This is a genomic window from Paenibacillus sp. B-A-8 (assembly GCF_048572915.1).
Classification (GTDB): domain Bacteria; phylum Bacillota; class Bacilli; order Paenibacillales; family Paenibacillaceae; genus Paenibacillus_AQ.
In genome coordinates this window covers 381,778-405,627 of record NZ_CP183882.1, presented here as the reverse complement: position 1 = coordinate 405,627, position 23,850 = coordinate 381,778, and the positions used below count along the sequence as shown (strand labels likewise).

At 43.5% G+C, this 23,850-nt stretch carries 17 protein-coding genes; 4 read left to right on the top strand and 13 right to left on the bottom strand.

The features are described 5' to 3' along the window. The first annotated feature begins 90 nt into the window (after positions 1-90). Entirely contained in the window at positions 91-606 is a 516-nt protein-coding gene (locus ACN6MV_RS01835; RefSeq protein ID WP_042131787.1) for a nucleotidyltransferase family protein, read from the top strand. Positions 607-679: 73 nt separating this feature from the next. On the opposite strand, the gene ACN6MV_RS01830 is transcribed toward ACN6MV_RS01835, so the two are convergent. After that, positions 680-2,197, bottom strand: coding sequence for a methyl-accepting chemotaxis protein (locus ACN6MV_RS01830; RefSeq protein WP_419885580.1), 1,518 nt, complete (start codon positions 2,195-2,197; stop codon positions 680-682). A 190-nt stretch (positions 2,198-2,387) separates the two neighbouring features. Here ACN6MV_RS01830 and ACN6MV_RS01825 point away from each other — a divergent pair, with 190 nt between their 5' ends. After that, positions 2,388-3,485 (top strand): GGDEF domain-containing protein, encoded by a 1,098-nt coding sequence (locus ACN6MV_RS01825; RefSeq protein WP_419885579.1) that lies wholly within the window; start codon positions 2,388-2,390, stop codon positions 3,483-3,485. 142 nt (positions 3,486-3,627) lie between these two features. Here ACN6MV_RS01825 and ACN6MV_RS01820 read toward each other — a convergent pair whose 3' ends face one another. Then, positions 3,628-6,756, bottom strand: coding sequence for an EAL domain-containing protein (locus ACN6MV_RS01820; protein WP_419885578.1), 3,129 nt, complete (start codon positions 6,754-6,756; stop codon positions 3,628-3,630). Between the two features lie 290 nt (positions 6,757-7,046). On the opposite strand from ACN6MV_RS01820, the gene ACN6MV_RS01815 reads away from it, so the two are divergent. Together ACN6MV_RS01815 and ACN6MV_RS01810 are read left to right on the top strand one after the other, a co-directional pair. Continuing rightward, a complete protein-coding gene (locus ACN6MV_RS01815) occupies positions 7,047-7,190 on the top strand; it encodes a hypothetical protein (RefSeq protein ID WP_167348483.1) in 144 nt (47 codons plus the stop codon). A gap of 171 nt (positions 7,191-7,361) precedes the next feature. After that, positions 7,362-9,692, top strand: coding sequence for a septation ring formation regulator EzrA (locus ACN6MV_RS01810; protein ID WP_419885577.1), 2,331 nt, complete (start codon positions 7,362-7,364; stop codon positions 9,690-9,692). 101 nt (positions 9,693-9,793) lie between these two features. Here the strand turns inward: ACN6MV_RS01810 and ACN6MV_RS01805 are convergent, their stop codons facing one another. From ACN6MV_RS01805 to ACN6MV_RS01755, 11 genes are all read right to left on the bottom strand, one after another. Then, positions 9,794-11,395, bottom strand: a complete 1,602-nt coding sequence (locus ACN6MV_RS01805) for an ATP-binding protein (protein WP_419885576.1) — start codon at positions 11,393-11,395, stop codon at positions 9,794-9,796. Between the two features lie 179 nt (positions 11,396-11,574). After that, positions 11,575-12,363, bottom strand: coding sequence for a formate/nitrite transporter family protein (locus ACN6MV_RS01800; RefSeq protein ID WP_341110158.1), 789 nt, complete (start codon positions 12,361-12,363; stop codon positions 11,575-11,577). A gap of 333 nt (positions 12,364-12,696) precedes the next feature. Next, positions 12,697-15,210, bottom strand: a complete 2,514-nt coding sequence (locus tag ACN6MV_RS01795; RefSeq protein WP_419885575.1) for an S-layer homology domain-containing protein — start codon at positions 15,208-15,210, stop codon at positions 12,697-12,699. A 251-nt stretch (positions 15,211-15,461) separates the two neighbouring features. Beyond that, positions 15,462-16,562 carry a toxic anion resistance protein gene (locus tag ACN6MV_RS01790; protein ID WP_042123546.1) on the bottom strand — a complete coding sequence of 367 codons (1,101 nt, stop codon included), beginning with the start codon at positions 16,560-16,562 and terminating at the stop codon, positions 15,462-15,464. Positions 16,563-16,573: 11 nt separating this feature from the next. Beyond that, positions 16,574-17,287: a hypothetical protein gene (locus tag ACN6MV_RS01785; protein WP_375104556.1), complete on the bottom strand. Its 714-nt coding sequence runs from the start codon at positions 17,285-17,287 to the stop codon at positions 16,574-16,576. 25 nt (positions 17,288-17,312) lie between these two features. Beyond that, positions 17,313-18,368 (bottom strand): ATP-grasp domain-containing protein, encoded by a 1,056-nt coding sequence (locus ACN6MV_RS01780; RefSeq protein WP_419885574.1) that lies wholly within the window; start codon positions 18,366-18,368, stop codon positions 17,313-17,315. Next, on the bottom strand, positions 18,365-19,198 hold the full coding sequence (locus ACN6MV_RS01775) for an HAD family hydrolase (RefSeq protein WP_042184268.1): 834 nt from the start codon (positions 19,196-19,198) through the stop codon (positions 18,365-18,367). The genes ACN6MV_RS01780 and ACN6MV_RS01775 overlap by 4 nt, the downstream gene beginning before the upstream one ends. Further along, positions 19,195-20,346 (bottom strand): cysteine protease StiP family protein, encoded by a 1,152-nt coding sequence (locus ACN6MV_RS01770; protein WP_341050704.1) that lies wholly within the window; start codon positions 20,344-20,346, stop codon positions 19,195-19,197. The genes ACN6MV_RS01775 and ACN6MV_RS01770 overlap by 4 nt, the downstream gene beginning before the upstream one ends. Further along, positions 20,330-21,640 carry a phosphoribosyltransferase family protein gene (locus ACN6MV_RS01765; RefSeq protein ID WP_419886706.1) on the bottom strand — a complete coding sequence of 437 codons (1,311 nt, stop codon included), beginning with the start codon at positions 21,638-21,640 and terminating at the stop codon, positions 20,330-20,332. The genes ACN6MV_RS01770 and ACN6MV_RS01765 overlap by 17 nt, the downstream gene beginning before the upstream one ends. 76 nt (positions 21,641-21,716) lie before the next feature. Then, positions 21,717-22,928 (bottom strand): HpcH/HpaI aldolase/citrate lyase family protein, encoded by a 1,212-nt coding sequence (locus ACN6MV_RS01760; RefSeq protein WP_249923444.1) that lies wholly within the window; start codon positions 22,926-22,928, stop codon positions 21,717-21,719. Between the two features lie 171 nt (positions 22,929-23,099). Then, positions 23,100-23,840, bottom strand: a complete 741-nt coding sequence (locus ACN6MV_RS01755; protein WP_042123539.1) for a TerC family protein — start codon at positions 23,838-23,840, stop codon at positions 23,100-23,102. Positions 23,841-23,850 lie beyond the last annotated feature (10 nt).

Here is a 23,850-nt window from a genome sequence, read left to right as displayed (position 1 = left end):
GAATAAAAGCATACATATACGGAGGTGGGCGGTTTGCAAAAATTAGAACACGAGGCAGATATCATACAGCTTGTACAAAATGATCCCTGGATGATGGATATATTAGAAAATGCTAGATCGTTGCAGTTACCTGACTGGTGGGTTTGCGCTGGCTTTGTGCGTGCAAAAATTTGGGACACCCTTCATGGCTTCGAAGAACGAACACCTTTGCCAGATGTTGATGTTATATATTATGACGACAGCAATCATCAAGAGGATGTGGAAAAGCAATGGGAGGCGAGACTACGAAGCCTGAATCCTGCTGTTCCCTGGTCTGTTAAAAATGAAGCAAGGATGCATACCGTCAATCAACTCCCGCCTTATACATCAGCTGTAGATGCCATCTCCAAGTTTCCGGAAACTGCTACAGCACTCGGGTTATCCTTAGATGAGAACGGTAAGGTTATCCTAGTCGCTCCACACGGAATTTCGGACGTAATTAATGTAGTATTACGACCTACCCCGCATTTTACAGAGAACCCTAGCTTGCTTCCTATTTATGAACAACGGGTTATTAAAAAGAATTGGCAAGCAACTTGGAATCAGCTGCATATTGGCTCTAATTAAAAGCTAGTCTACATTACATTCGGAATAACAAAAGCAAGCCCCCTGTATAAAAGGGCTTGCTTTTGTCGTTTTATTACACCGCTAAATCGATACCTACTACACCAACGACATCTCCCTGACGATTCTTAATCGCTCTGGATAATGTAACACAAGAACGCTTCGTAATCGCTGATACATAAGGCTTCGAAACATATTCACCTTCATTTATGGCCCCATTCCACCAATCCCGCCGCTTGGCATTCAGGAGGCCTGCCGCCGGCTCGGAGTAGATAAAGGTCCCATCCGTCCGATTGGACCAAATGGCTTGCACATCCGGAATTTTCTTAATATAAGAGGTTAGAACACCTTGATGAACTTCAGTATCCGGCGAGAACAGCTCTTCCTTCACTGAAATATTCTCCAAGAGACTCTGCATTTCCTGAAGCCGGGCTGCATATTGGCTCATCTCGATTTCTTTTCGGCCTGCTATGCTAGTAACCGATTGCTGCAACGATTGCGACTCCGCCAACAGATTGGCGCTGACTTCGTTCAGCTGACCGATCTGGTTCCGCTGCCGTGTCACCTGTTCCAGCGTAAGATCCACATTAGCAATCGTCTCATTCACGATAGCCACCGCCCCACTCAGCTCCGTTGTCACTTCTACAATCAGCTTGCCCTGCTTCGCGGCAGCATCGATGGTTTCCGTTACGGCGCTGCCAACTTCATCTACTCTCGACGCGATATCATCGAGTCGTAGCTTCACAGTGCCGACCTCGTTCACCCCGCGTTCCACTGAAGCTTGCTCTTTCGTAACGGATTCCAGCACTTGCTGTACTCCGTTATTAATGTCGAGCAAGATGCCAGAGGAACGGTCTACCGAGCTCTTGCTTTGATCTGCTAGCTGCCGGATCCGGCTAGCCACCACTGCAAATCCGCGGCCTTGTTCACCTGCGCGTGCCGCTTCAATGGAAGCATTCAGCGCGAGTAAAGAGGTTTCATCCACAATACTGTTAATAAGTGTATTGATCTCTTCCACCATCGCGATATGGTTACTCAAGGTAGTAAACTTAGCCAACATGTCCCCGCTCTGTATCTGCAGATCCTTCATCACAGCATCTGCAATGCTCAAGGAATCAACCATGGTTGTCATGCCCTGACGGGCGTATTTCATATTTGATCCCAGTCTCTCCGTTAACTCTTCGATATGTGAAGTAACTGATGCTACTCCGTCCATTGTGTGATAAGCGCCTTCAATATTAGCTTTAGCCTCGTTACTGCGAATCCGCAAATCCATCTCATATTCGTGTGAATAATCAGCTGTCCGCTGCAACTCTTCTGTATGACGGCTAATTTCTTCGAGTGCACCATGCAGTCGGTCCGAAGTAACTACAATCTCATTACCAAGGAGCTCCACTTTACTCTTAGATTCCTTCAGCAGCAATTCTTTACGATAACCATAGCGGGACAAATTCAGTACGACCCAGCCTAGAGAAGCCATAAGCAGATTGATTACCAGCTTATGAATCCAGAACATGTCTATCAACAAACTGTAAACACTGACAAGGAGCAACAGGACGACTACAAAAATCTGGCTTCGACGAATCTGCATCATTATTCCCACTCCACTCGATTGATGTTATGTATTCTAACATTATATCAGCAGAGTTAATTAAAGGAAATACTTTCTATAGTATTCCTTTTCGAACAATTATCCCAAGAGCACTTCATTCATTCGCCGAGAGGGAATCCGTTACTATTGTCGAATATATAAGCATATTGCCACTGGAAAAGAGGAACATATTATGCATGCTACATCTCAAACTCCTCGTCAGACCCATTGGAATCGCGTGCTTCTCAATGCATTCTGGATCATCCTGATTGTGGATCTATGTATTCATTTTTTGGTTTCTCTATGCTTATGGGGCAAACACCCGGACACCACCCTAACCATGGGCAATTTTATAATACAGTCGGTGATTCCTAACTCCATCATAGTGACTTTGATCATTATTCTGGAATGTGTCTATAGATGGAGCCCCCTATGGTCTGAGCTAACGATTACAGTGGCGAGCCATATATTTGCACTTCTGATTATCATCAATCTCAGCAATGAACTATATATGATTTCATTAATTATGCTAATGCCACTGCATATATCCATGATCTATATGAAGAAAAGCTATATGATAGCCACTTCTGCCATATGTCTACTGTACACGATCGTTTTATTTATCAAGACCTCGAGTCAAGGGTACATACCGATCACACAAACTATCATTATTGCACTTATTTTTGCAGGTACTGCTCTAGCAGGCTTCGCAGTCATCGGTCGCGGGCGTGATTTGATGCGATCCCTGGAGAACTCGGTAAAGTCAGAACAGGATTTACGCATTCAGAATATAATCATGGACCGACTATCTAAGATTGATCCTCTAACTGATCTTTATAATCATAAAACGTTTCACGAATACTTGGGATGGCTGATCGATCATCAGCAGAGTAATCCATTTCCCATGCAGCTAGCTGTTATGGATATCGACAATTTCAAAAAAGTAAATGACACCTATGGACACTCCGTTGGAGATATCGTATTGCAAAAGGTCGCCGCGATCCTACTCGAGCATGTCGGTCCCGATGATTTCGCCGCCCGCTACGGCGGAGAAGAATTTGTCGTCATTCTGACTGCTAAAACCATTGATCATTCTCATGAGATTATGCAGCATATTCTAACAACCATCTCTGATAACCCTTTTGCGGAAATGGACGGAAAAAGCGTAACCGTCAGTATCGGTATGCATGATTTCACAGGTACTGATTCCAAGAATTCTACGTTTCAGAAGGCAGATGATGCACTTTACGAGGCTAAGAACACAGGGAAGAATAAAATCGTAATCAGCTAAAGACTGAACACAAGCAAAAACGCCTTCGACGTCCCTAATGGACGGTAAGCGTTTATGCGAGAAATGTATATATTTGAACAAATAAGCCCACTGATATTTTCATGGGCTTGTTTGTGTTCATCTATAAGTGTGAATCTAACAGCTATATTCCATAGTGCCTCTGTGTTTCCAAAAGCTCTATCACTGCCTGCTTTGGTACAGGTCTGCTAATCAGGTAGCCTTGAACTTTGTCGCAGCCTATCAACTTGAGGAAATCCATCTGGCTAACCTCTTCTACCCCCTCCGCTACGACCTGTAGTCCCATATTATGCCCCAGCTGTATAATCAACTGCACAAAAGACTTGCTGTTAGCTTCTTCTTCTGAGAGCGAATCAATAAAGGTTTTATCCATCTTGAGTGTTGAAATCGGCAATTGCTGCAAATAACTAAGGGACGAATACCCCGTTCCAAAATCATCCAAGGCGATACTGATGCCCTTAGATTTTAGGAACCGCAGATTACCCAAGATACTCTCATTAAATGATTTCATGAAAATAGACTCCGTAATTTCCAACTCAAGACAGCTTGGCTTCAAACCACTTACAGCCAGACTATCCTGTACCATCTCGATAAAATCGTTCTGGAATAGCTGAATTATCGAAATGTTAACCGATATTTTATAAGGAACACCTGTACGATCTTGAATGCCTTTCATAAAGACGCAGGATTCCCGAAGCACCCATTCACCAATATCGATGATCAGTCTGGAATCCTCAGCAATTTTTATAAATGAAAGCGGAGATACAGAGCCAAGCGTTGGACTATTCCAACGAATTAGGGCTTCAAAGCCTGAAATGAATCCGGACTGAATATCCAGCTGTGGCTGATAGTACACTTCAAACTCATTATTGTACATAGCACTGCGCAAATGCTTCTCTATATTCATTCGTTCATTAAACGCTGTATGCATCGATTTGTCATAGACTACATAAGTTCCCTTACCATCCTCTTTGGCACGATACATCGCCACATCTGCATTGCTCAGAATTTGTTCGGCCGTCTCCCCATCCTCTGGATAAAAAGAAATTCCGACGCTTAGCGAAACGTATAGATTACTCTCCCCTATCACAAAGGACTGTCTGAACGATCTCATAATACGCTCTGCTAGGTTCAATACATCCTCACGGTCTTCTGTATCCTTAATAAAAATAACAAATTCATCTCCACCTAGCCGTGAGAGCATATCTCCTTCCTGCATCAATGACTGCAATCTCTTACTAGCCTTCTGAATGAGTACATCCCCGGATTTATGACCCAATGTATCGTTGATGTATTTAAAATTATCTGAATCTAGAAATAATAGTGCAAATTTTCCGCCCGGACGCTGCAGGTATTTCTCCATCGACTCCAGAAGGCATAAACGGTTAGGCAAATTGCTAAGCTCATCCACATAAGCCAGACGATGTATATATTTCTGATTGTCTAGAAGCATATTATATTGCACTTGAAGCTCCTGTTGAGTGGTCGCAAGCTGCTCATAGGTCGCCTCAAGTTCTTGGTAGCTGTTGCTTAGTTTAAGCTCAGCCTGCTTCCGCTCGCTGATATCAATCAAGGAGCCCATGAATAACAGAACTTTATCCCTTGGATTAAGGGTAGCCTTGCCTCTGACTTCAAACCACACAATTTGATTATCTTTGGTAAGCATCCGAAATTCCGTTTCGAAAATAGATGTAATACCTTTCAAGTGATCTCGTTTAATCTTAAGGGTTGAAGCAAGGTCATCGGGATGAACAATACTTAACGCTCCATCTTCAAATGAGTTGATTTCATCCTTCGTGTAGCCCATGAGTTCATACCATCGATCTGATAAATTAAAACGTCTCGCCTCCAAATCAAACTCCCACATATATGCACCAGAACCTTCTGAGGTAAGCCGGAAACGTCGTTCACTGATTTGGAGCTTATTAAACTGTTCCTGCAGATCGACCTCTGTCGCTGACAACTCTTCATAAGTAGCTTCTAGTTCCTCATAACTTAGCTGCAGATTTAGCTCATTCTGTTTACGTTCATCGATATCCACACCAACAAGTACAAAGATATCGCCCGCCTGCTTATCTAGCCCTTTTAATAAAGTTGTCCGGAATGAGAAATAGCGCGCTTCAGGTGATTGATCTGGAAGTTTAATTTCTACGTTGCTAACATATTCGAGCCGTATTGCCCGTTCCAGCAGCTTCCGGAAAATAGCAGCACTCCCCTTCAGACCATCAATATCATCAAGATTTACGCCCAGTACCTCTTTCTCTCTTAAACCTGTCATCCGCTCAGCGAACTTGTTAAACCGGACTACTGTTTTATCTGCCTGTATCGCCCAGACCACCATGCCGCTATGCTCTATAACATCCTCAAAAAATTGATGCTCCGAATAAACAGCACGCCGTAAACGATTTATATACAATTTAAGCAGGATTAAACTAAGAATAAGCAGACAGAATAGAACGATTATTCCGTTAGCTATTCTCTTGTGGATCATACCTTTATAATAATCAGAATGAACGTAGAAATAGTTCTGGTACAATTCTTCATAAGCACCCGAATGCTGCAATTCGTTCAATCTCTCGTTAATATAAGAAACCAACTCCGGTGTGGATTTACTGACTGCAAATGCTACATCCCTGGGGTAGAGATCGCTCAATTCCTTTATAATATCCTTCGTCTCCCCCTGTTCATCGAGCAGATAATCGACAACCCCTTGATTCTCAAATAGAAGGTCGATCTCTCCTTTTTCAAGAGCCTTTAAAGCCTCAGGGACCGTTGCATATTCTACGTAATCATTAATCCCTAATTTCCCGTTTAGTACCGTCTCCGAATACTGCCCGTTTCCTAGACCTATCTTATATCGTTCTAGTGTTTTTAAATTAATCTCACCCTCAAGCCCTCGCCTTGCGTAGATGGAAATATAGCTTTTGAATACAGTGTCTGAAAATAGCACCTCTTGCTTTCGTTTTTCTGTAATTGCCATTAGACCCGCAGTCTCGATATCTCCCTGAACCAGCCGACTATACACATTCTCCAACTTCCCTGTACTATAGTGGACGTCGTAATCCTGCTTCTCAAAGATCAAACTACTCAATTCAATATCAAAACCGGTCATGTACCCATCTTTCTCATATTTATAAGGTGGATATCCCAACTCTACTTGATATTCTATCTCCTTTCTTTCGGCGTGAATGGCAGTAGGAGGTAAGAGCATAAATAGAATGCTAATCAGAAGCAACAGTTTACCCTGCTTCATCGCTCATCCCCCTTTTTACTGATTTTACAGTAATAACCTAAATAATATTCGACAAAATATGGCAATATCCCTGCTATTCACGTCCATGTCACACAATATACGCAAATCCTATCGATGACCCTTCCCTTTGTAAATTATATAAAATTACGGATGCTACATTTTTATATTGCTTTTTAGATGGAAAATGTGGATAATAGCAATAATGAAACAAGTTGATAATGATTATCATTATTAAAGAAGTTATTGATTTCACTTTACTATATTTAAGTTAAAAAGGAGACTGATCACCCATGAACGTTACCTCTACCCGAACAACACTACAGGTTGACGATTATCTGGATCTGCTCAATCTTGCCGTTAAAGTTGGAGATTTAAAATGGCAAAAAGAAATTAAATCCAGATTGCAATACATCCTCTGTCTGCCGACAAGATAGCCCTTCTGAATATTCGCCGCATTCCTTTTAGGGAATGCGGCTTTTTTTGCTGGTATAACTCGCGGACATGTAAGAATAGGAAGATCCCCAGGTCCCTGATGGTTAATGATATAGTATAATTATTAGCATAATATATTGAATACAAAGTCCTTCAGATTGGAGCGTGTCAGCTTGAAAAAGTATATAGCTTTATTCTTATTAATCAGCGTGTTATGGGTACCCGGTGCATATGCCGCCGTAATTCCTACTCAGCAGGGATTAGTTACTGATAGCGCTGGAATGTTTAGCTCCGCAGAAGCGAAATCCATTTCTGCTGCCGCCACTGGGGATCTCGTTACTATGCATGTACTCACCGTAGATTCCTTAAACGGCACTCCAGCCGATAAGTACGCTGATGAAACTTATGCCTCATGGGGACTGTCCACACGCGATATTCTCTTGCTAATCTCCGCTGGCGATCAGTCCATTGAACTGAATTTTAACAACCCAGGCTTTCAAAACTCGTTAAATGCCTGGTCCCAGAATCAGGGGGGGAGCTCAGGAAGTGCTGCCATTACAGCGTTACTTGATACTTATTTCATACCTTATGCCAGAGAAGGAGACTTCGCCGGAGGGACAAAGGCCTTAATTAAAGCGGTCCATTCCATCGGAGATAGCACCGGAAATGCTGGAGGAAACGCAGGAAGCGGCAGTGCAATTGGCAGTACGAACGGCGGTTTAGAGAACGGCACCTCCAGCAATCCAGGAACCTCAGTCAGTTCCGAAAGCCGCTCCAGTAGCTCCATGTTCAAGATTGCTGCCATTGTAATCGGAACCGTACTAATCCTACTTGTGCTCTTTATAGTGATCACAGGTCTACGTCGACGTAAACAGCTAAGCGAGCAACAGGAACAGCTATCCAATTTGCTTGTACAAGCGAATCGAGCATTGGAATCTTTAAAGCCATTTCAGGGGATCGTTCAGGGCAAAACCGAGGTGCTGGTAGAAGGCATTTCAAAACGACTGTCTGCAAAGCTCGTTGAAATCTCTTCGCTGCAAAGTGATGGGCAAGGTACACAGCCACCCTTCTATCGTCTGAATGCCCTTAAAGCTGCCGTGGAACAATTGCAGCAGACAGAGGCATCCTTCCGCACAGCGCTTGAGGAGGAAGAGAAGAACATTGCAGTTATCAGTGAAGCAGATCGCAACGTTAAACAACGCATCACAGAGCTTAAAGAGGATACGCCAGAGCTTGAAGAGCAGCTGCAAGATGCGGTTAAAGAAACTGGTTATGCACTTCAAGAAATTGTTGAAGAGCTTAAGGAGCTTGCCGAGGAGACCTCAAAGGCAGATCAATTAGAGCTTTTTGACCCTATCGCCGCACAAGAAATTACCGAGGATGCGCAAGAGCGCCAAGAAAAAATTGAACAAGACCTGAAGGATGTTGATCTCTATGATGATAAGCTAAACCATTTCCCTACGGTATTAGCTGCATCCCGTGCGAAAATCACAAGCATCATCGAACAGAATTCACTCCATAACATGAAGATAAAACCTTATGACCGTCTGGAGCAGGCCCGAGTAGAGTCGCTGACTCTTGAAGCACCGCTACGCGCAGGAGATATGGATGAGGTGCGCAGGATTGGCGCCAATCTTGATCTTCTCCTGGATGAGGCTGTTGCTATGACAGAACAACAAGCACTTCTTCGGCAGAATAACCGCAGAGATTTAGAGACATTCCGCACCGAATGGAGCCAATTAAAGCAGCGGCGAGACGGACTGCAAAGCCGGATTACAGAAGCACGAATATATTTTGAAGAACAACATGTAGCAACTGTGGAGAACATTCTGACTGAGTGGAGCACTCGCCTTCGGGAAGGTGCAAGTGAAGTGGCACAGATCGAGAATTGGACCAGCGATGAACGCGGGGAATATGACAAGGCCCACAATGCGCTTGAGCAGTTGCTATCCTTACTGGATGAGGCTGCAAGACAGTTCGATGGCGTCTCGGAGAGTCTAAATGCACTCCATGAAAGACTGGATAAGGTCACTCGCCTGTTCTCTGAAGGGCAAAGCCGGGTAGAAACCACCCAGCGAATGCTGCATAGCAGAGGGTTATCCTCTAGAATTCGCTTCGAGCTATCCTTATTGCCAGAATTCAGTGCACTGGAGCATCGCCTGACGTCCCGGCCTTACAATCTTGAGGAACTGGAGTCCCTAAGCCGTTCTTATGATTCGCAGATCACTTCCTTTGTAAATGAAGCGAATCGACTCGTTCGCCAGAAGGAAGAGGAAGAACGGCTAGCCCAATTAGCTATGATGAGAGAACAGCAACGTCGTGCACAGGCCCGCAAACGGATGTCCTCTGGTCCTCCTTCCTCGGGCGGATTTGGTGGAGGACGTTCCTCCGGTGGTTCTTCCTGGGGCGGAGGCGGCGGTGGTGGCAAATCCTCCGGCGGCTCTTCTTGGGGTGGCGGCGGAGGAAAGTCCGGCCGAAATTCATCAGGCGGATCCAAGTGGTAGTCCATCTCCATAATAAAAGACTCTTCCAGCCTGCTTGGGCGGAAGAGTCTTTTATTATGAATTAAGGCTTGTACGACGGAGTTATAGCCAAGATAAGCACTTTATTTTATTGGCAGATAAATCGTAACAGTTGTACCTACACCCTCTTCACTAGCTATAACCACGCGGCCTCTATGTGCAGAAACTATTTTTTTAACAATCATAATTCCAAGTCCATTACCGTCACCTCTGGTCGTGTGGAAAGGCTGACCTAATTTATCCAACACTTCCTGGTTCATACCCTCTCCGTTGTCTGTGAAGGTAATCGTCTGGTATCCATTCTCCACATCTAGGGCTACTGTAATGCTTCCACCAAAAGGCAAGGCTTCCATTGAGTTTCTTAAGATGTTTAGGAAGATTTGCTTGATCTGATTGCGATCACACACGATTGTGGCATCATTATGGAATTGCGTGTTTAACGATATATTATTCATCTCCACTTGAATTGCAAAGATGCTAAGCACCTCCTCCAGAATCGCACTACATTGTTCTATCCTATAATGCGCAGCCTGCGGTCTACCCAGTATAAGGAACTCACTCACAATGAGGTTCATTCTTTCCACTTCTGACATAATAAGATCATAATGGAGCAGTTGCGAATCTTTATTGGCCAGTTGAAGCATTCCTTTAACTGTGGTCAGCGGATTTCGAATCTCATGTGCAATACTCATGGCCAGTTGTCCAGCGACCACTAGCTTCTCTGTATTGCGCAGCACTTCTTCCGTTTTTTTCATCTCTGTGATATTACGAAGACTCCCAATTACACGAGCCAAGCATGTATTCGAGTCGTAAACTGGAAGCACATCCAGCATATAATGCTCAAACAAACCGTTACTTTCCTGAATCACTTCCAGCCCAGCACATGCCTCTTGCTGAAGAATGACATGCTGAAAATAAGAGCCCACATTCCGAATTTCAAAAACACTGGCACCGATAACAGATTCTTGATGTTCACCATCCAAATGAAGCATATTTAAGCAGTTCTCATTTATATTGACGATCGTTCCGAGTTCATCCGTTATAATAACGCCTAAGTAATTAGTATCCAATAGGATTCGGTTTAAAAGCTGAAGCTCAGCATTTCCTCTACGCAGCAAAATTTCGCGTTCGATGGAGTCAGCCATAGTACAGAGCAAAGGCAATAGGTGGGGATGAGCCACATCTATATCCGCCATAAATGATATCGTCCCCAAAATTTCACGCCCATCCTCTTTATAAAAAGGAGCCGTACAGCATACTAAACGATGAAGAATTTGATGATAATGGTCATGCCCCTTCAACTGAAAAGGCCGCTGATATTCGAGACACAAAGCAATCGAATTCGTACCCACTTCTTTGTTTAGCTGCACACCTTCTTTGATACCAACCTGCCCTACGAGATCAATAATCGTCGGATCCCCTTTGAACGCCAATAGATAACCTGCATCATCCGATATCGTAACAAGGATCGGATTGCCTTTTACTGAAGAAAGAAACTTATTCACAAAAAAATCGATAACTTCAATCACTTCACTATATACATGGAGTTGTGACCCCAATTCATCTGCAGCATAACATTTTGGAAAAATAGGAGGCTGCTCAGGGTCTATTCCTTGATCAATGCAATGCTGATTGGAAGCCTTAATAATAGTCTCATCCGTCAGTATCCCTGTTGTCTTTTCCAAAGCCTTACCCCATTCTGTATGAATCTTCAATTTTGTAATACTAATATGTATTCTACTTCTTTCCCTCTAATCCTTTTGAACCCTAAAAAATCAAAAAATCCCAATGGCGAATAAATTTCTTGCAGCACAAAAAAAACTCCGCCCTTTTAGAGAGCGAAGTTACGCGTTAACCGATCTTCTTAGTGCTTTGTATCGTCCAGAAAAGGTTTGTTCACATAATAATACATAACCCCCATCAGAACTCCACCACCAATTAGATTGCCGATTGTAACAGGCACAAGATTATGTACCACACCGCCCCACGAAACCGTTCCGGGATGGTCAAGGACCAATGCAATCGCAAAGGTACACATATTAGCAATACTATGCTCATAACCTGAGATGAAAAAACAGAATACGAATAAGACCATTGCGAACATCCTAGCCCCATCGCCTTTAATATTCATCGGTATGAAAAAAGCCATACACACGAGCCAGTTACAGAGGATAGCACGGAAAAAAAGCTGACCTGCCGGAGCCCCCATTTTATGCTCAACCACATATAGCAAAAATCCATTTACATCAGAACTGTAAAACAGTCCTGTTAAAAAAATCAATAATGCAAATACAGCAGCACCAAGGATATTACCGATATAACTCATAACCCACATGCGTACAACCTCGGACCATTTCATTTTACGTCTCAAAGCTGTATACGTGTAATAAAAGGTATCTCCGGTAAATAAGTCCCCTCCACCGTATGAGATAAGGATAATCGCTGCTCCAAAAGTAATTGCAGCCATCGGATACGCAAATGGGGAATGCTCCATATAGAAATAGTTGCCTGTCTTGAAGGCTACAATTACACCAAACCCGATAAACATACTGGCCAGCATGGCTCTGGCAATATAACGCATTATACTTTGCCGAAAGATTTTCTGTTTCTTGAGTGCCAATTGTTCAACCTGAAGCAGCGCCTCGTTCTCCATGTGACCTCCTTAGGGATTTTGGTATTTCCAGCTAGTTAAGGGCTAATCGTACAGCCTTGAGTTATTATACCCAATAACCCGCTGGAAATTACTTGAACCAAGTTGTGGTTGAAAACCCCCGAATTTCTTAGAGGAATTGATGTTAATTCCCGCTAACTGTCGTCATTCAATTTGGCTATCGCTTCTGCTTTTTCGCTGCTGGCTACGATGATAAGCACGAGTATCAAACACCCTAAGATCATATGCCTATCCCCACTTTCTACACATGTAGTCTTGTGACAACTTATGTATGAGGATAGGGCTTTATGATTGCTGTGAGTTCTTGTTCCCTTATTAGTCTTTCAGGACCCCTGTGTAATAGCTTATTGCCTTATAATCTTTATCATAAAAAATAACGATATATTCTTCTGTCTGTCCATTTAAAGCCGGATCAGAAGAATTGAAAACGGCCATTCCTTGATAGACCTGATTCAAATTCTTGACCACATTTTTGGCCGTAAAAGCTTGTTCTTTTTCCAGCATCGATCTTGATGTGACTGTGAAATATACAGCCTCCCGGTGTGCGCGTACGTAGTTTTGGACATCAATAAAGTCTACACGTCCGCCGTTGCCATAATGACGTTCCATAGTCACTCCATCCAACACTTGAACCGCAGAATTGTCCCATGCTGGAGAAAGGGCTGAAAAGTTCATCTGCTTTGTCGTATAGCGCAGTGGCTTATCTGCCTTATCGTAATAAACTATCGTTACGTTATAATCACCTATCTTATCCCGAATAGGCAGTAGTATTTTATTAATCTCCGAAAAAGCATATTTACCGTAAATACTAGGAGCCTCTAAATCGTTCCCAGTGATCGGATTTTTAGTAATATAGTAAGAAAAGCTTCCAATCTCTCTTCTTAAAGTATCCGGGAAGTCTATAGTATACGCATTAACTAACGTACCGTTGAGGTGAAATTCTCTAATACCAATATAGGAAGAGACAAGCGCGAGGTTCTGTAACGGCCCTGATTTCTTAAGTTTTTCAAGAGTTTCTTGAGCATTCATAAGTTTCACTTTACGCCGTTCACTAATCCCCCCACGGAGTGATTCATTAAGTGCCTCATAGGCTCTAGTGGCCCTATTTATAGTATCCTCTTCCTTCAACCCTAGACTGATCGGAATATCGTCAATCCTCTTCTCGGCGGCTTCAACTGCCAATTCGTCACTTAATTGAACTTTTCCTTCGTAATAAGCGATAGCCTTCAAATTGGTGTCATAGAACACAATCATATATTCTGCTTCATTGTAGGTTTTATAGTTATAATAGGACTCGTAAACAATAGGAATATACCCTGGTGATGTTGCCCCGCCGGAAGAATAAGTAGTTTCGACCACTCTAATTCGATTGCTTTTGTATAAAGTACGCGAGGCAGAAATACTATCATTAAGTTGAGGGTTCTGATCCAAATCCTTGTAATACTTAGGATAAATCGTATAAGAAACCGCATTACCATTTAACTGTGCAAAAGCATTTGTAACATCAATAATATCAGAATAGTATTCCCCTGGATTTATCCAACCGTCATAGATAAATTTTTCTTGTGTAATGGTTACTCCACTTTCTAACTTCACCATGTCACTGGCTTGCTCCGTTTGCGAGAACTTCAAGTTCATCTTTTGGGTGTAGTATCCTGTAATTTCTTCTTTATGGTTTCTAACAACAACCGATACATACTTTTCTCCATCTCCACCTCCATCTATATAACTAGAAGACACCGTGATTTCGGGCATAAGTCGAGCTGTATAACCGGACATAGTTATATATGAGTTAAGATTAGTAAGGCCCCAGCGGAGATCCCTGTCATTAATCGGCTCGGATGTAATATAGTAAGTGATCTGATCATTTTGATTCACTATTGTGTCAAAAACTTTACTAAAGTCAACTTTCAGATAAACGGAATTTGTGACTGACTCATTTGGAGTAGATGTAATATGAATATCTAAGGCGGGCAATTCTTTTATAGGCATTGTAGGTTCAGGGGTTGACGTTGGTGAAGCAGTGGGTGTGGGTGTAGCGGTTGGAGTAGAAGTTGCCTCAGATTGACCACCACCAGCACCACCAGCACCACCAGCACCACCAGCACCACCACCTCCTCCGCCACCACTGCCTCCGCCAGCGGATGCTGCAGTTGCCGTTGCCGTTGGCGCAACACTAGGCAAAGAAGTTGTAACTGGAGAAGCTGTCGGCAACACTATATGTGTAAGAGCCTCAGCGGAATCAATCAGTGTCAAGGACTCTGCACGGGTTAATGCCTGTCCAGGCGCAAAAGTCCCATTAGGGTATCCTTTCAGAACACCGGCTTTAACTGCTGAAGCAACGCTTTCTTTGCTCCATGCAGCAATTTGTCCAGCATCGCTAAACACCTTCAGCTCATCAACACTCCCCCCTTCCAGTTTCAACAGTCTGCTAATAATGACTGCTGCTTCCTGGCGGTTAATTGGAGCATTCGGACGCATCTCGTTGTTAAATCCTTGGATATATCCGGCTTCAACTGCTCTCGCTATCTCATTATATGCCCAGTTAGTAGAAGGCACATCATCGTAACTAATCTTAGCTAGCTTCGTATAATTAAACGCACGGTTGACCAATGTCATAAACTCAGCTCTTGTTATGGTTTGATTTGGCTTTACAGAGCCATCTTCAAAACCCTTCAACTTGCCGCTGTCTAACCAGCTATCAATAGCTTTTTGAGCCCAATGGCCTTCGTAATCCTTGCTATTTTGTGCTGTTACTACCCCTAAAGAACTAAAAAGCATACTTACGCCCAGTGCACCAGCTAATATTCCCCTAAACTTTCTGCCCATCCATTTACCCCTCCCAATAGGTATGCCCGTTTCTCTTGAAACAGCGCATGATAAAGCCGATCCTTTCATCTTAGGTGCACCTGAGCATCAATAAATCCATCAGATCTTTACCATAATATCTCATGAGAAAATTTTAGTAAATTGGAATATATTATAACTAATGTTGAAAAAAGAACAAAGAAAAAAGCCTGCTGAAAAATTCAACAGGCTTTACATCCTATACTGTGTATTCATGCGAATTTCAGAAACAATTAGTTCAAGAAGCTGCTAAGTTGACTCTCAGCCTCTCCTTGCTTCAGCGCCTGCGGCTTGTCCGCCTCATTCAATCCTAAACGATTGCCTAGTTGAGTATTGATTGCCGTCATTTTAGACGTATAATCCTGGCAGCTTTCAATAATACGACGGTTAGACTGTTCTGAAGTGTCTAAAGCGCTAAGCAAATCGCCGATCGCTTGGTTCACAGCTTCCATGGACATAGAAGGCTTAGATAGCAACTCGGTTGTTTTCTCCGTAGTGGTACGCAGTAGACGTGCATTTTCTTTAAATTGATCTTCAATCGTCTTATTCGTCGCTTCAACAGCGTTGATGACGTTCTCCTGATCCGCTAACGACATCGCAATCATTGCCGATACTGTAATTAAATTAGAGGTCTTATCAATGGCGTTATTCACAGAATCAATCAACTTATCATTATTGTCGTTGATGATATCTGTAGCAGCAATCGCTTGATTGTACAGCAGAATCATCTCTGTCATCGACTGAATACGAACCATCACTTTACGCAGACCACGCTCAAGATACGCTTTACGGAACTCATTCTCTGGCTTCGCGATCTCCACCTCGAACAGCTCTTTCAGCTTATTGCCGAAGGCAATTTTGGTCTGTAGGTTATATATTTCTTCCATGGAGGTACGTTTTAGCTGACGCATATTCACAATGCTCTCTTCGAGGGTATCTCTACCGTCGCGAAGCCCTGTAACAATGGCATCAATGTTCGTGCGGACCGACTGATATTTGTACACATAGTTCTTCATCGGACTCTTACGCAGCATCTTGCCGAAGAAGCTCACATTCTTACTCTGCTGCAGATTCTCACATTCGTTCCGCAGTTTCATAATCATGTTAGGCACTTCAACACGTTTGCCTGACATCAGGTCATTCACTGGACGATCCAGCAGCTTCAAGGTTTGTCCTGCTTTTTCCTGCGTCTTAACTCCAAGCTTACCGATATCATCCATCAAGGAATCTAGTGTAACAGTATCCGTTTGGGATACCTTTTCAATTAATTGTGCCGCTTCCTCGACTACCTTTTGTTCATCTTCTTTTTTTAATTGGATCAACTGCGTGGACATGGGATTCCCTCCTATAGTTCGGAACTGCTGTACCGCTGATGAATCAGTTCCGCCTTCGTCTGAAGTTCCATCAGGTCTTTATGTTCGATCGTGGACGCAATATCCGATATTTTGGAATCGACATCTCTTAGACCGTTCAGCAGCATTCTCCGATTCTTCGTCTTTGCTTCACCGCCTAGGCGTAAGAACGGATTGATTACACCATTTAAATCCTTCAGAATCAATCTGCGGACCGTATGATTAATCTCGCCGTTATTCAGCTCCTGCAGCAGTGGAATTACACGTTGAAGCCTCGCGAAGAGCGCCAATGATTTCTCGACAATTTCATTGTCCAGCGTATCCTTCTGCCCTTCTGAGATAATCATATCTTCCAGAATGCTAAGATACTCCACAACCGGAGCGAACTCCGGTCCAATCTTCACAGCGTCCTCCGTTTTACCGTCATAGCCGTGAATACCTGATGTAGTATCATTTGCTGCGTTGCTTAATTGTGGAGCGCTCGCAGCGGGCGGCGGAGCAATTGGTGCCGTCACGGGACCTGCTGGCAACACCTCCGCCGGTAGATTAGTTCTTGGACTTCTCGTGACTAGAGCACCTATCCCTGCACCCGCTAAAGGCAACAGCAAAGAGATGAACTCAGGCAGAAGAGAGCTCGTTAATACAGCGACAACATAACCGATACCGGCGTAAAGTAATACTTTTGATTTAAACTGAATTGTTCTCACCTCTTGTGAGCGACTTTATGAACGCTCAATTCACGGCGTCCGAAATGACGGATTGGCCGTTTATTTTCATAATCATCGGTTGCTCCAGATGGCTGGCCAGTACATCTCCTTCAAAATTCATAGGCTGAACCTCGCCACCGAGGGCACTTTTGACGGCTAAATAAGGAAAGTTAATCCCTGACAAACATGACATATGCAGTCCACCGGACATTCGCGGGTTAATTTCCAACAGCTTTGGAGTATCTCCATTGTATTTCATTTGAATATTGAAATTGAAGGGGATCTTGTAAACTTCTGCAACTCTAGCTGCAATCTCCTCTAGTTCAGGAATATGTTCCATCAATCGCAGACGACCGCCCACTTTTCGACGTGGCACAGCTACTAACAGCTTACCATTCTCATCTGCCAGACAATCTATACTATACTCGTATCCCTCCAGTAATTCCATCACCATCAGATCAGGGAAGGTCTCTTTGCTTGCAAGAATACGATAGGCATCATCAAACGTAATCAATGGAGTTACATACCCAAAAAGCTCTTGAAGAGGATCGCGGGTATTGTCGATAATACGGAAGCCTAACCCACCTTCTGTTTCAGTTGGCTTAAAACAAACACGATGTCCCTTGGCAACAAGGTCCTCGTAAGCATTTTTAAACTGCTCCGCTGTACTAACTACATGATAATCCGGGATACTCATGATGCCCTGCTCACTAACATTCTCGTAAAATTTACCTTTGTCCATAATGGACTCCAGCAGGTCAAGATCTCTACATACCAGAACCTTTGTACCAATCGCATCAAACATTGCCGCATGGAGAGCAATATCAAGCATATGCAAGCGTGGAATAAAAACATCGATCTCATTACGCCGACAGAAATCAACGCAAAACTGAACATATTCTATTCCCTTCAGCGCCGGCTCGGTTTCAGCAAAGTCAGCACCTTGTAGCGACATATGGCGGATATCCGGGTGTGTCGCAAAGATTTGAACCGTTATACCATCCTCGTTATTGCGGAGGAGATTCATATAATGGTAAGCCACGGAAAACCAACGATTGAAATAAATATTTACCTTTTTCATAGTGGCCCCACTCCCAATGCAGTTAGATTATTATAGATCATATTTACATACTGCAAAATCTCATCTCCAGCAAATACACCTGATTCTTTCGTGAATGGATATCTTGATTTTACAAGACCACTCTGTTGCTCTGCAAATATTTCACCATGGCAAGGGGCAATAGCATAGTCGGCACTCTCAAGCAGACTCTTATCTAGCAGTGAGTCCCCGGAGGCCACCATAGGTTCAGAGCGAACGGTGCGCCGCAAATGGAGTATAGCATCGCTTTTGTTCACGGCAGCCGGCACAGCGTACAGCTTGCGGCCTTGTAAAGAAACTCTCCAGCCGAGATTATAGAGCCGATCTGATAGATTAGTGATTTCATCTAAAGGCAACTGATCCCGATAAACCATGAAGGAATAGAATAGATCATCACAATAATTCTCACTAATGATCCAATCCTCACGTACAACCGCCTTGATATATGATCTAACCTCTTCAGCCCCAGCAGAGTGACGAGCTACCAATCTACCGATTGATTCTCTCCATTCCTTATCGACAACTCCACCGATTAGGATATTCCCCCCATTGCTTGTAACCGCATAGTCAGGTATGACCGTTTCTTGAAACAGATTAATACGCTTATATTGTTGTATCGTACGCGTAGTAACCGGGATGAAAATAATCCGTGTGTTCAGATCCATCAGCTGATTTAATGCTTGCTGCGAAATGTAGGATCTCGTCTTTCCCTCTATAATTTCCGCCGGAATTAGACCTGGGGTATTCTCCGGCACACCTATTGCACCTAAAGAATAGATCAAAGTACGATCTAGATCACTAGCATATATCATTCTGTCTCCCCCTTCAGCGGTTTAATTATTCCGCAGCAGGAGTACGTCATCCCAGGAAAGATCTCAACAGGAACGCCCCGGTCCTTCGCTAAGAGAAGAATATGCTTTAGATTCGGATTATCCATAGTATCGACAAGAATTTTCCAAGGTACTCTACGTAGTAATACGCGGGTTGTTTCGCCGACTCCCGGCTTTATCAGATTAATGTTATCTATACCGAAAGTCTCCTGAATACTCTGAATATCACGAAGACCCTGCCAAGTGATTTCTGGCGGATGCTCCAGCATCTGTCCAGCAATATTCTTCGCTTCTGCTACTACGGATGAAAAATACGGGCAAATCGTATCAATAAATACATTGGACTCGTCCGCATCCAGCCACTCCTTATAAAACTTTGAACCATGAAATTCCTCAGGACCAATGAGATCAGCGTGTAACACCGTTCGGCTCATCAGCCCTGAAACGGTAGAGTTTAAGCAGGCGCTAGGAATGAGATAGTCTTCTCTAGTCCCAAACATGCCTGCGCAGTTTCCCGGGTCAGCCAATACGGCAAGATCATCATTTAAGCGAATACCATACTTCTCATAGAGGGTGTTGCAAGAATCAATCAGCACCCCACGGATAGCCCCTTTTCCTGTCCACCCATCCACAAACTGCAAATCAGCATCAAGTCCATGCTTCTGCAGAATGTAGAGTATCGCATTCTCATCTATACCTTTTCCTCGAATAATAGAAATACTATAATGCGGCAAGTCTACCTTGTATCTCTCAGCTATATAACGCTTAATCAGTATACCAATGGGTGTTCCTGCTCTAGCTAAAGAGACAAGCACCGTACTTAGTCCTCTTCTTGAGACAATCATCTCAGAAACAATGGCAACAGCTAAAGCAACCTTCTTAGCTGATTGCTGCAGCGTCTCATGAAACAAGTCGATATACTGCTCGGTAGGCTGATATTCAACGGGCAACATCTCAGAATAATGGACACCCGATTGGATAGCTTCCTCCCTTTCCTCTGTCGCAAGCTCCAGCGAAACGTCACTAAGATCCTTGAGCAGAAACGTAACATCTGACGGTGGATAGCTACCTAGCAGAACCGGTTCTGCTATTTTTTTGTCCATGACTTTATGATTACTTGTTCCCTTCATACTGGAGGCCTCCACTTCTTCCTTCAGGAGTCAGTACAATAAGATGCACTTTATGGCGGGCAAGTGTCTTCAGTATATCAAGCATAGGTTTCATTCGTTCATGCGGTACATCACGCTCAATCAGCACGAATATATCATCATACTGATCAGAATCCACATTATAAATAAAGTTTGTAATTTCCGGATCGCTAGCTGAAGGATATGCGGCAGCACTATGCACTCCGTAATCTGGCCGACGTTCAGGGTGGATTGGACTGCGAGTAGAGGACTGATATGAAATGCCTTCCCCCATCTCAGCCGCTATCCGCATAGGAAGGTACATAAATTCCCCTACACCCATCACTAGAGTCTTAGAATCTCCCCCTCGTAGTTCTCTTAGCTGAGCGGCTATCCGGGTTACTCCTACATCAAGATCATCATTATTCAGCGACTCCAGTCCGAAACGTCCGCTGTACTTCAAATAAGGAGACGAGTTGGTGTCACCATATGAATCTACGGATGTTGCCTGCAGACGTTCTAAACCGTCCACCACATAAGTGGTCACCACTTCGGATTCCACTGAAGACGGTAACAAATCTTTGTCATTCCTAGCATTTAGTAAAGGCGTGCCCTTTACTTCAATACTTCCTTGAAGCAAACACAAGGACTTAATCCGAATCCCCAGTTCCTGTTCTAATTCGCTATAGGTATGAAGATTATTACCGCTCCTCCAATCCAAAATAGAAACGACTACGTATTCCTCCCGAGGGAATTTGGACTGAATATCACGGATCGTATTAATTGCTGTATTCCCTGTTGTAATCTCATCATCCACCAAAATAATCGGCTCAGTCCCTGACAATAGCTCAGCGTTCAAGGCGTAGCATAGATGATCAACCGCATGTGAATGCTCTTCTTCAAAGCTAACAATGGACTCCAAATCGATGATATGTTCACGGGTAGTATGAATATATGATGCTGCATCGGCAAACATGTTGTACACACTGTGACCCAGCGCAGTTGCAGTCTCAGCAAAACCAATAAAGACAACAGGCCTAGGAAGAACTAATCGTGCCGCTAATAAATGCTCATAGGCTTCCTTGGCAGACTCAGGGTGCATCAGTCCGTGTACAGCTTTATCTAATAAATCTTCCATCCTATCATTATCCGCAGAATTACCGTTCATCTCCTGATATAACAGCAGCGCTAATGCAGCACCACTTAGCAGAGAGGTGTACGGATTAACAGGGATATGTTTGCCAAGTACCTTGCTGACGAACAAAAAGGAGCGTTTCTTATTAATCCGGGCTGCCATGGAGAATAAAGTATCCACAGGCAAATGAAAGGGATTAGATGTTTCGGTAACCGTAACCTGCAGGTTCTCGACTATGTTATACGTGTGTAAATTCGTTTTCGGGTAATAATCCGACAAAATGCTGTTGTTCATGTAACACCCCGTATATTTGTGATCGTAATAAAATCCGTTTTGCCCAGTTCAAATGCGGCTTAATCTCGTTCATCTTATTAGAATATTGACTCTTGAAGACTCCTAGGCTACCATCGTTACTCTCTACGATACTGCAGGCGTCAACATATTCCTCGTGCATTACCGTGTACATAGCCTGAACAGGTCTGAGGTGTGAGGGATGTATAATCGTCTTGCCCAAGATCCCATTTTCTTTATCTAAAATCACTTCACGAATAAGCCCATCCATGCTGCTAGAAATGTAACTATTTCGCATGTCGCGGCCGTTTTTACCATAGGTGTCCTCAAACGGAGTCTGCCGTAGCTGTGGTCTGAGCACCCGATGCCCTTTATTCGCAAAATATTCCCAGACTGGTCCGGAAATTACATACCCTTCTTCCACTCTGCCAAAAATATTAATAATATCCGATATGCAGTCTCGAATAGGAGTAAGATCATAAATACTAATATCAGGACTACGGCGCAGTCCGAATAAACTTGAGAAGTCTGTTGCTCCAATTCTAACGTTCAACACATATTCGCGGTAGTTGCCTAGCAAATTACGAATAGATAAAAGACTATCTACCCGGCTCTCCCGGTAAATAATAGGCGCACTTTCCAGGATTGGCATGCCATAAAGCACTGGGTCTGAGTAACTGCGCGTTCTATTGTAATCGGCTATCGCCTCGAAATATTGGATTCCGTTGTCGACCGAAAACTTAGGGAAAACAAACCCTGTTAACATCGTAACCAAAGATCCTAACCGAAAAATCAGCTGCCGTAGCTGCTCCGGGTTACGAACTCGGATGAAGAGAAGCGGAAGACTATCACTCCCGCTTGGCTCGTTCTCCTCATATGCGGCGAGAAAAATAAGATGCTGAATGAGAGACTCCTCTGCATGGTCAACCTCGTTATCTCCGATCGCATCCTCCAGATCAATAATAACGGTTACAAGTCCTGCACTTTTAAGCTTCAAAATATCTTCTGGAACACTAGCACGAGTTGCTGGCATATAAAGAGCAGCACCAACAGCATATGCCAACAAATCCTTGCTCGTAGTATTATGGTTAAATGAAATCGGCCGATTATAAAATAAGGCTGTTTCTTGTTCAATCGTCAGGTAATCGAAGTATCTCAAGATGGTTCCCCCTTATAGTTTTGCGAAGCCAAGCAAAACAAGCGTAGGCCTCTCCTATAGAGAGTGGCAGAACCAGCTATACCTTATCCGGTTCTCTCATATATAAGTGAAGGCCTACGCTATAAACATATACGATTACCTGAAAGCAGCAGTGTTCAACTACCTTTGAAATCAAGCATTTCTATGGGCTTCTTTTTTCTTACGCAGTACGCTGTAAAGAATCGTACCACCGAATACAAGAATAATGATTGAAAAGAATAATACATGTGGCATTTCGTATCCAAAAGCGCCCGCGAGCATTTTACCGGCAATAATGGCAATAAGCGCAAAAGCAGCACGCTCAAGTTCCGGGATTTTATCAATAAGCTTCAAGAATAATTGCGCTACTCCCCGCATCATCAGAACACCTATGATTCCGCCCATAAAGAGCACCCAAACCTGGTTACTAACACCAAATGCAGCAATGACACTATCAATACTAAAAGCAATATCCATTAATTCAACAAGGAGAACCGTCTTCCAAAAAGAGAACCCCTTATTCTCGATCTTCTCGTCGCCGCCGCCCTTAAACAATCCGCCATAAGCGATATAAAAGAGATAGGCTGCACCGAGAACCTTAACCAACATGAATTTGATAAGAAAGGTCCCGAGACCGATAGCCAAAAATCTGAATACATAAGCACCTATGATTCCGTAGAAGAGCGCCTTTTTCTGTTGTTCTTTAGGTAAATGCTTCACCATAACAGCAAGCACGAGCGCATTATCTGCAGAGAGCAGCCCTTCCAATAGCACTAAGCTCCCTATAATCCCCCAGCTAACCGGGTCAGAGAGCGTACCTACGACATCGCTCCATGAGAAAAAATGCCCGTAGTTCTCACTAATATTCCTGAAAAAATCAGCGAACCAATCCATTACACTTGCG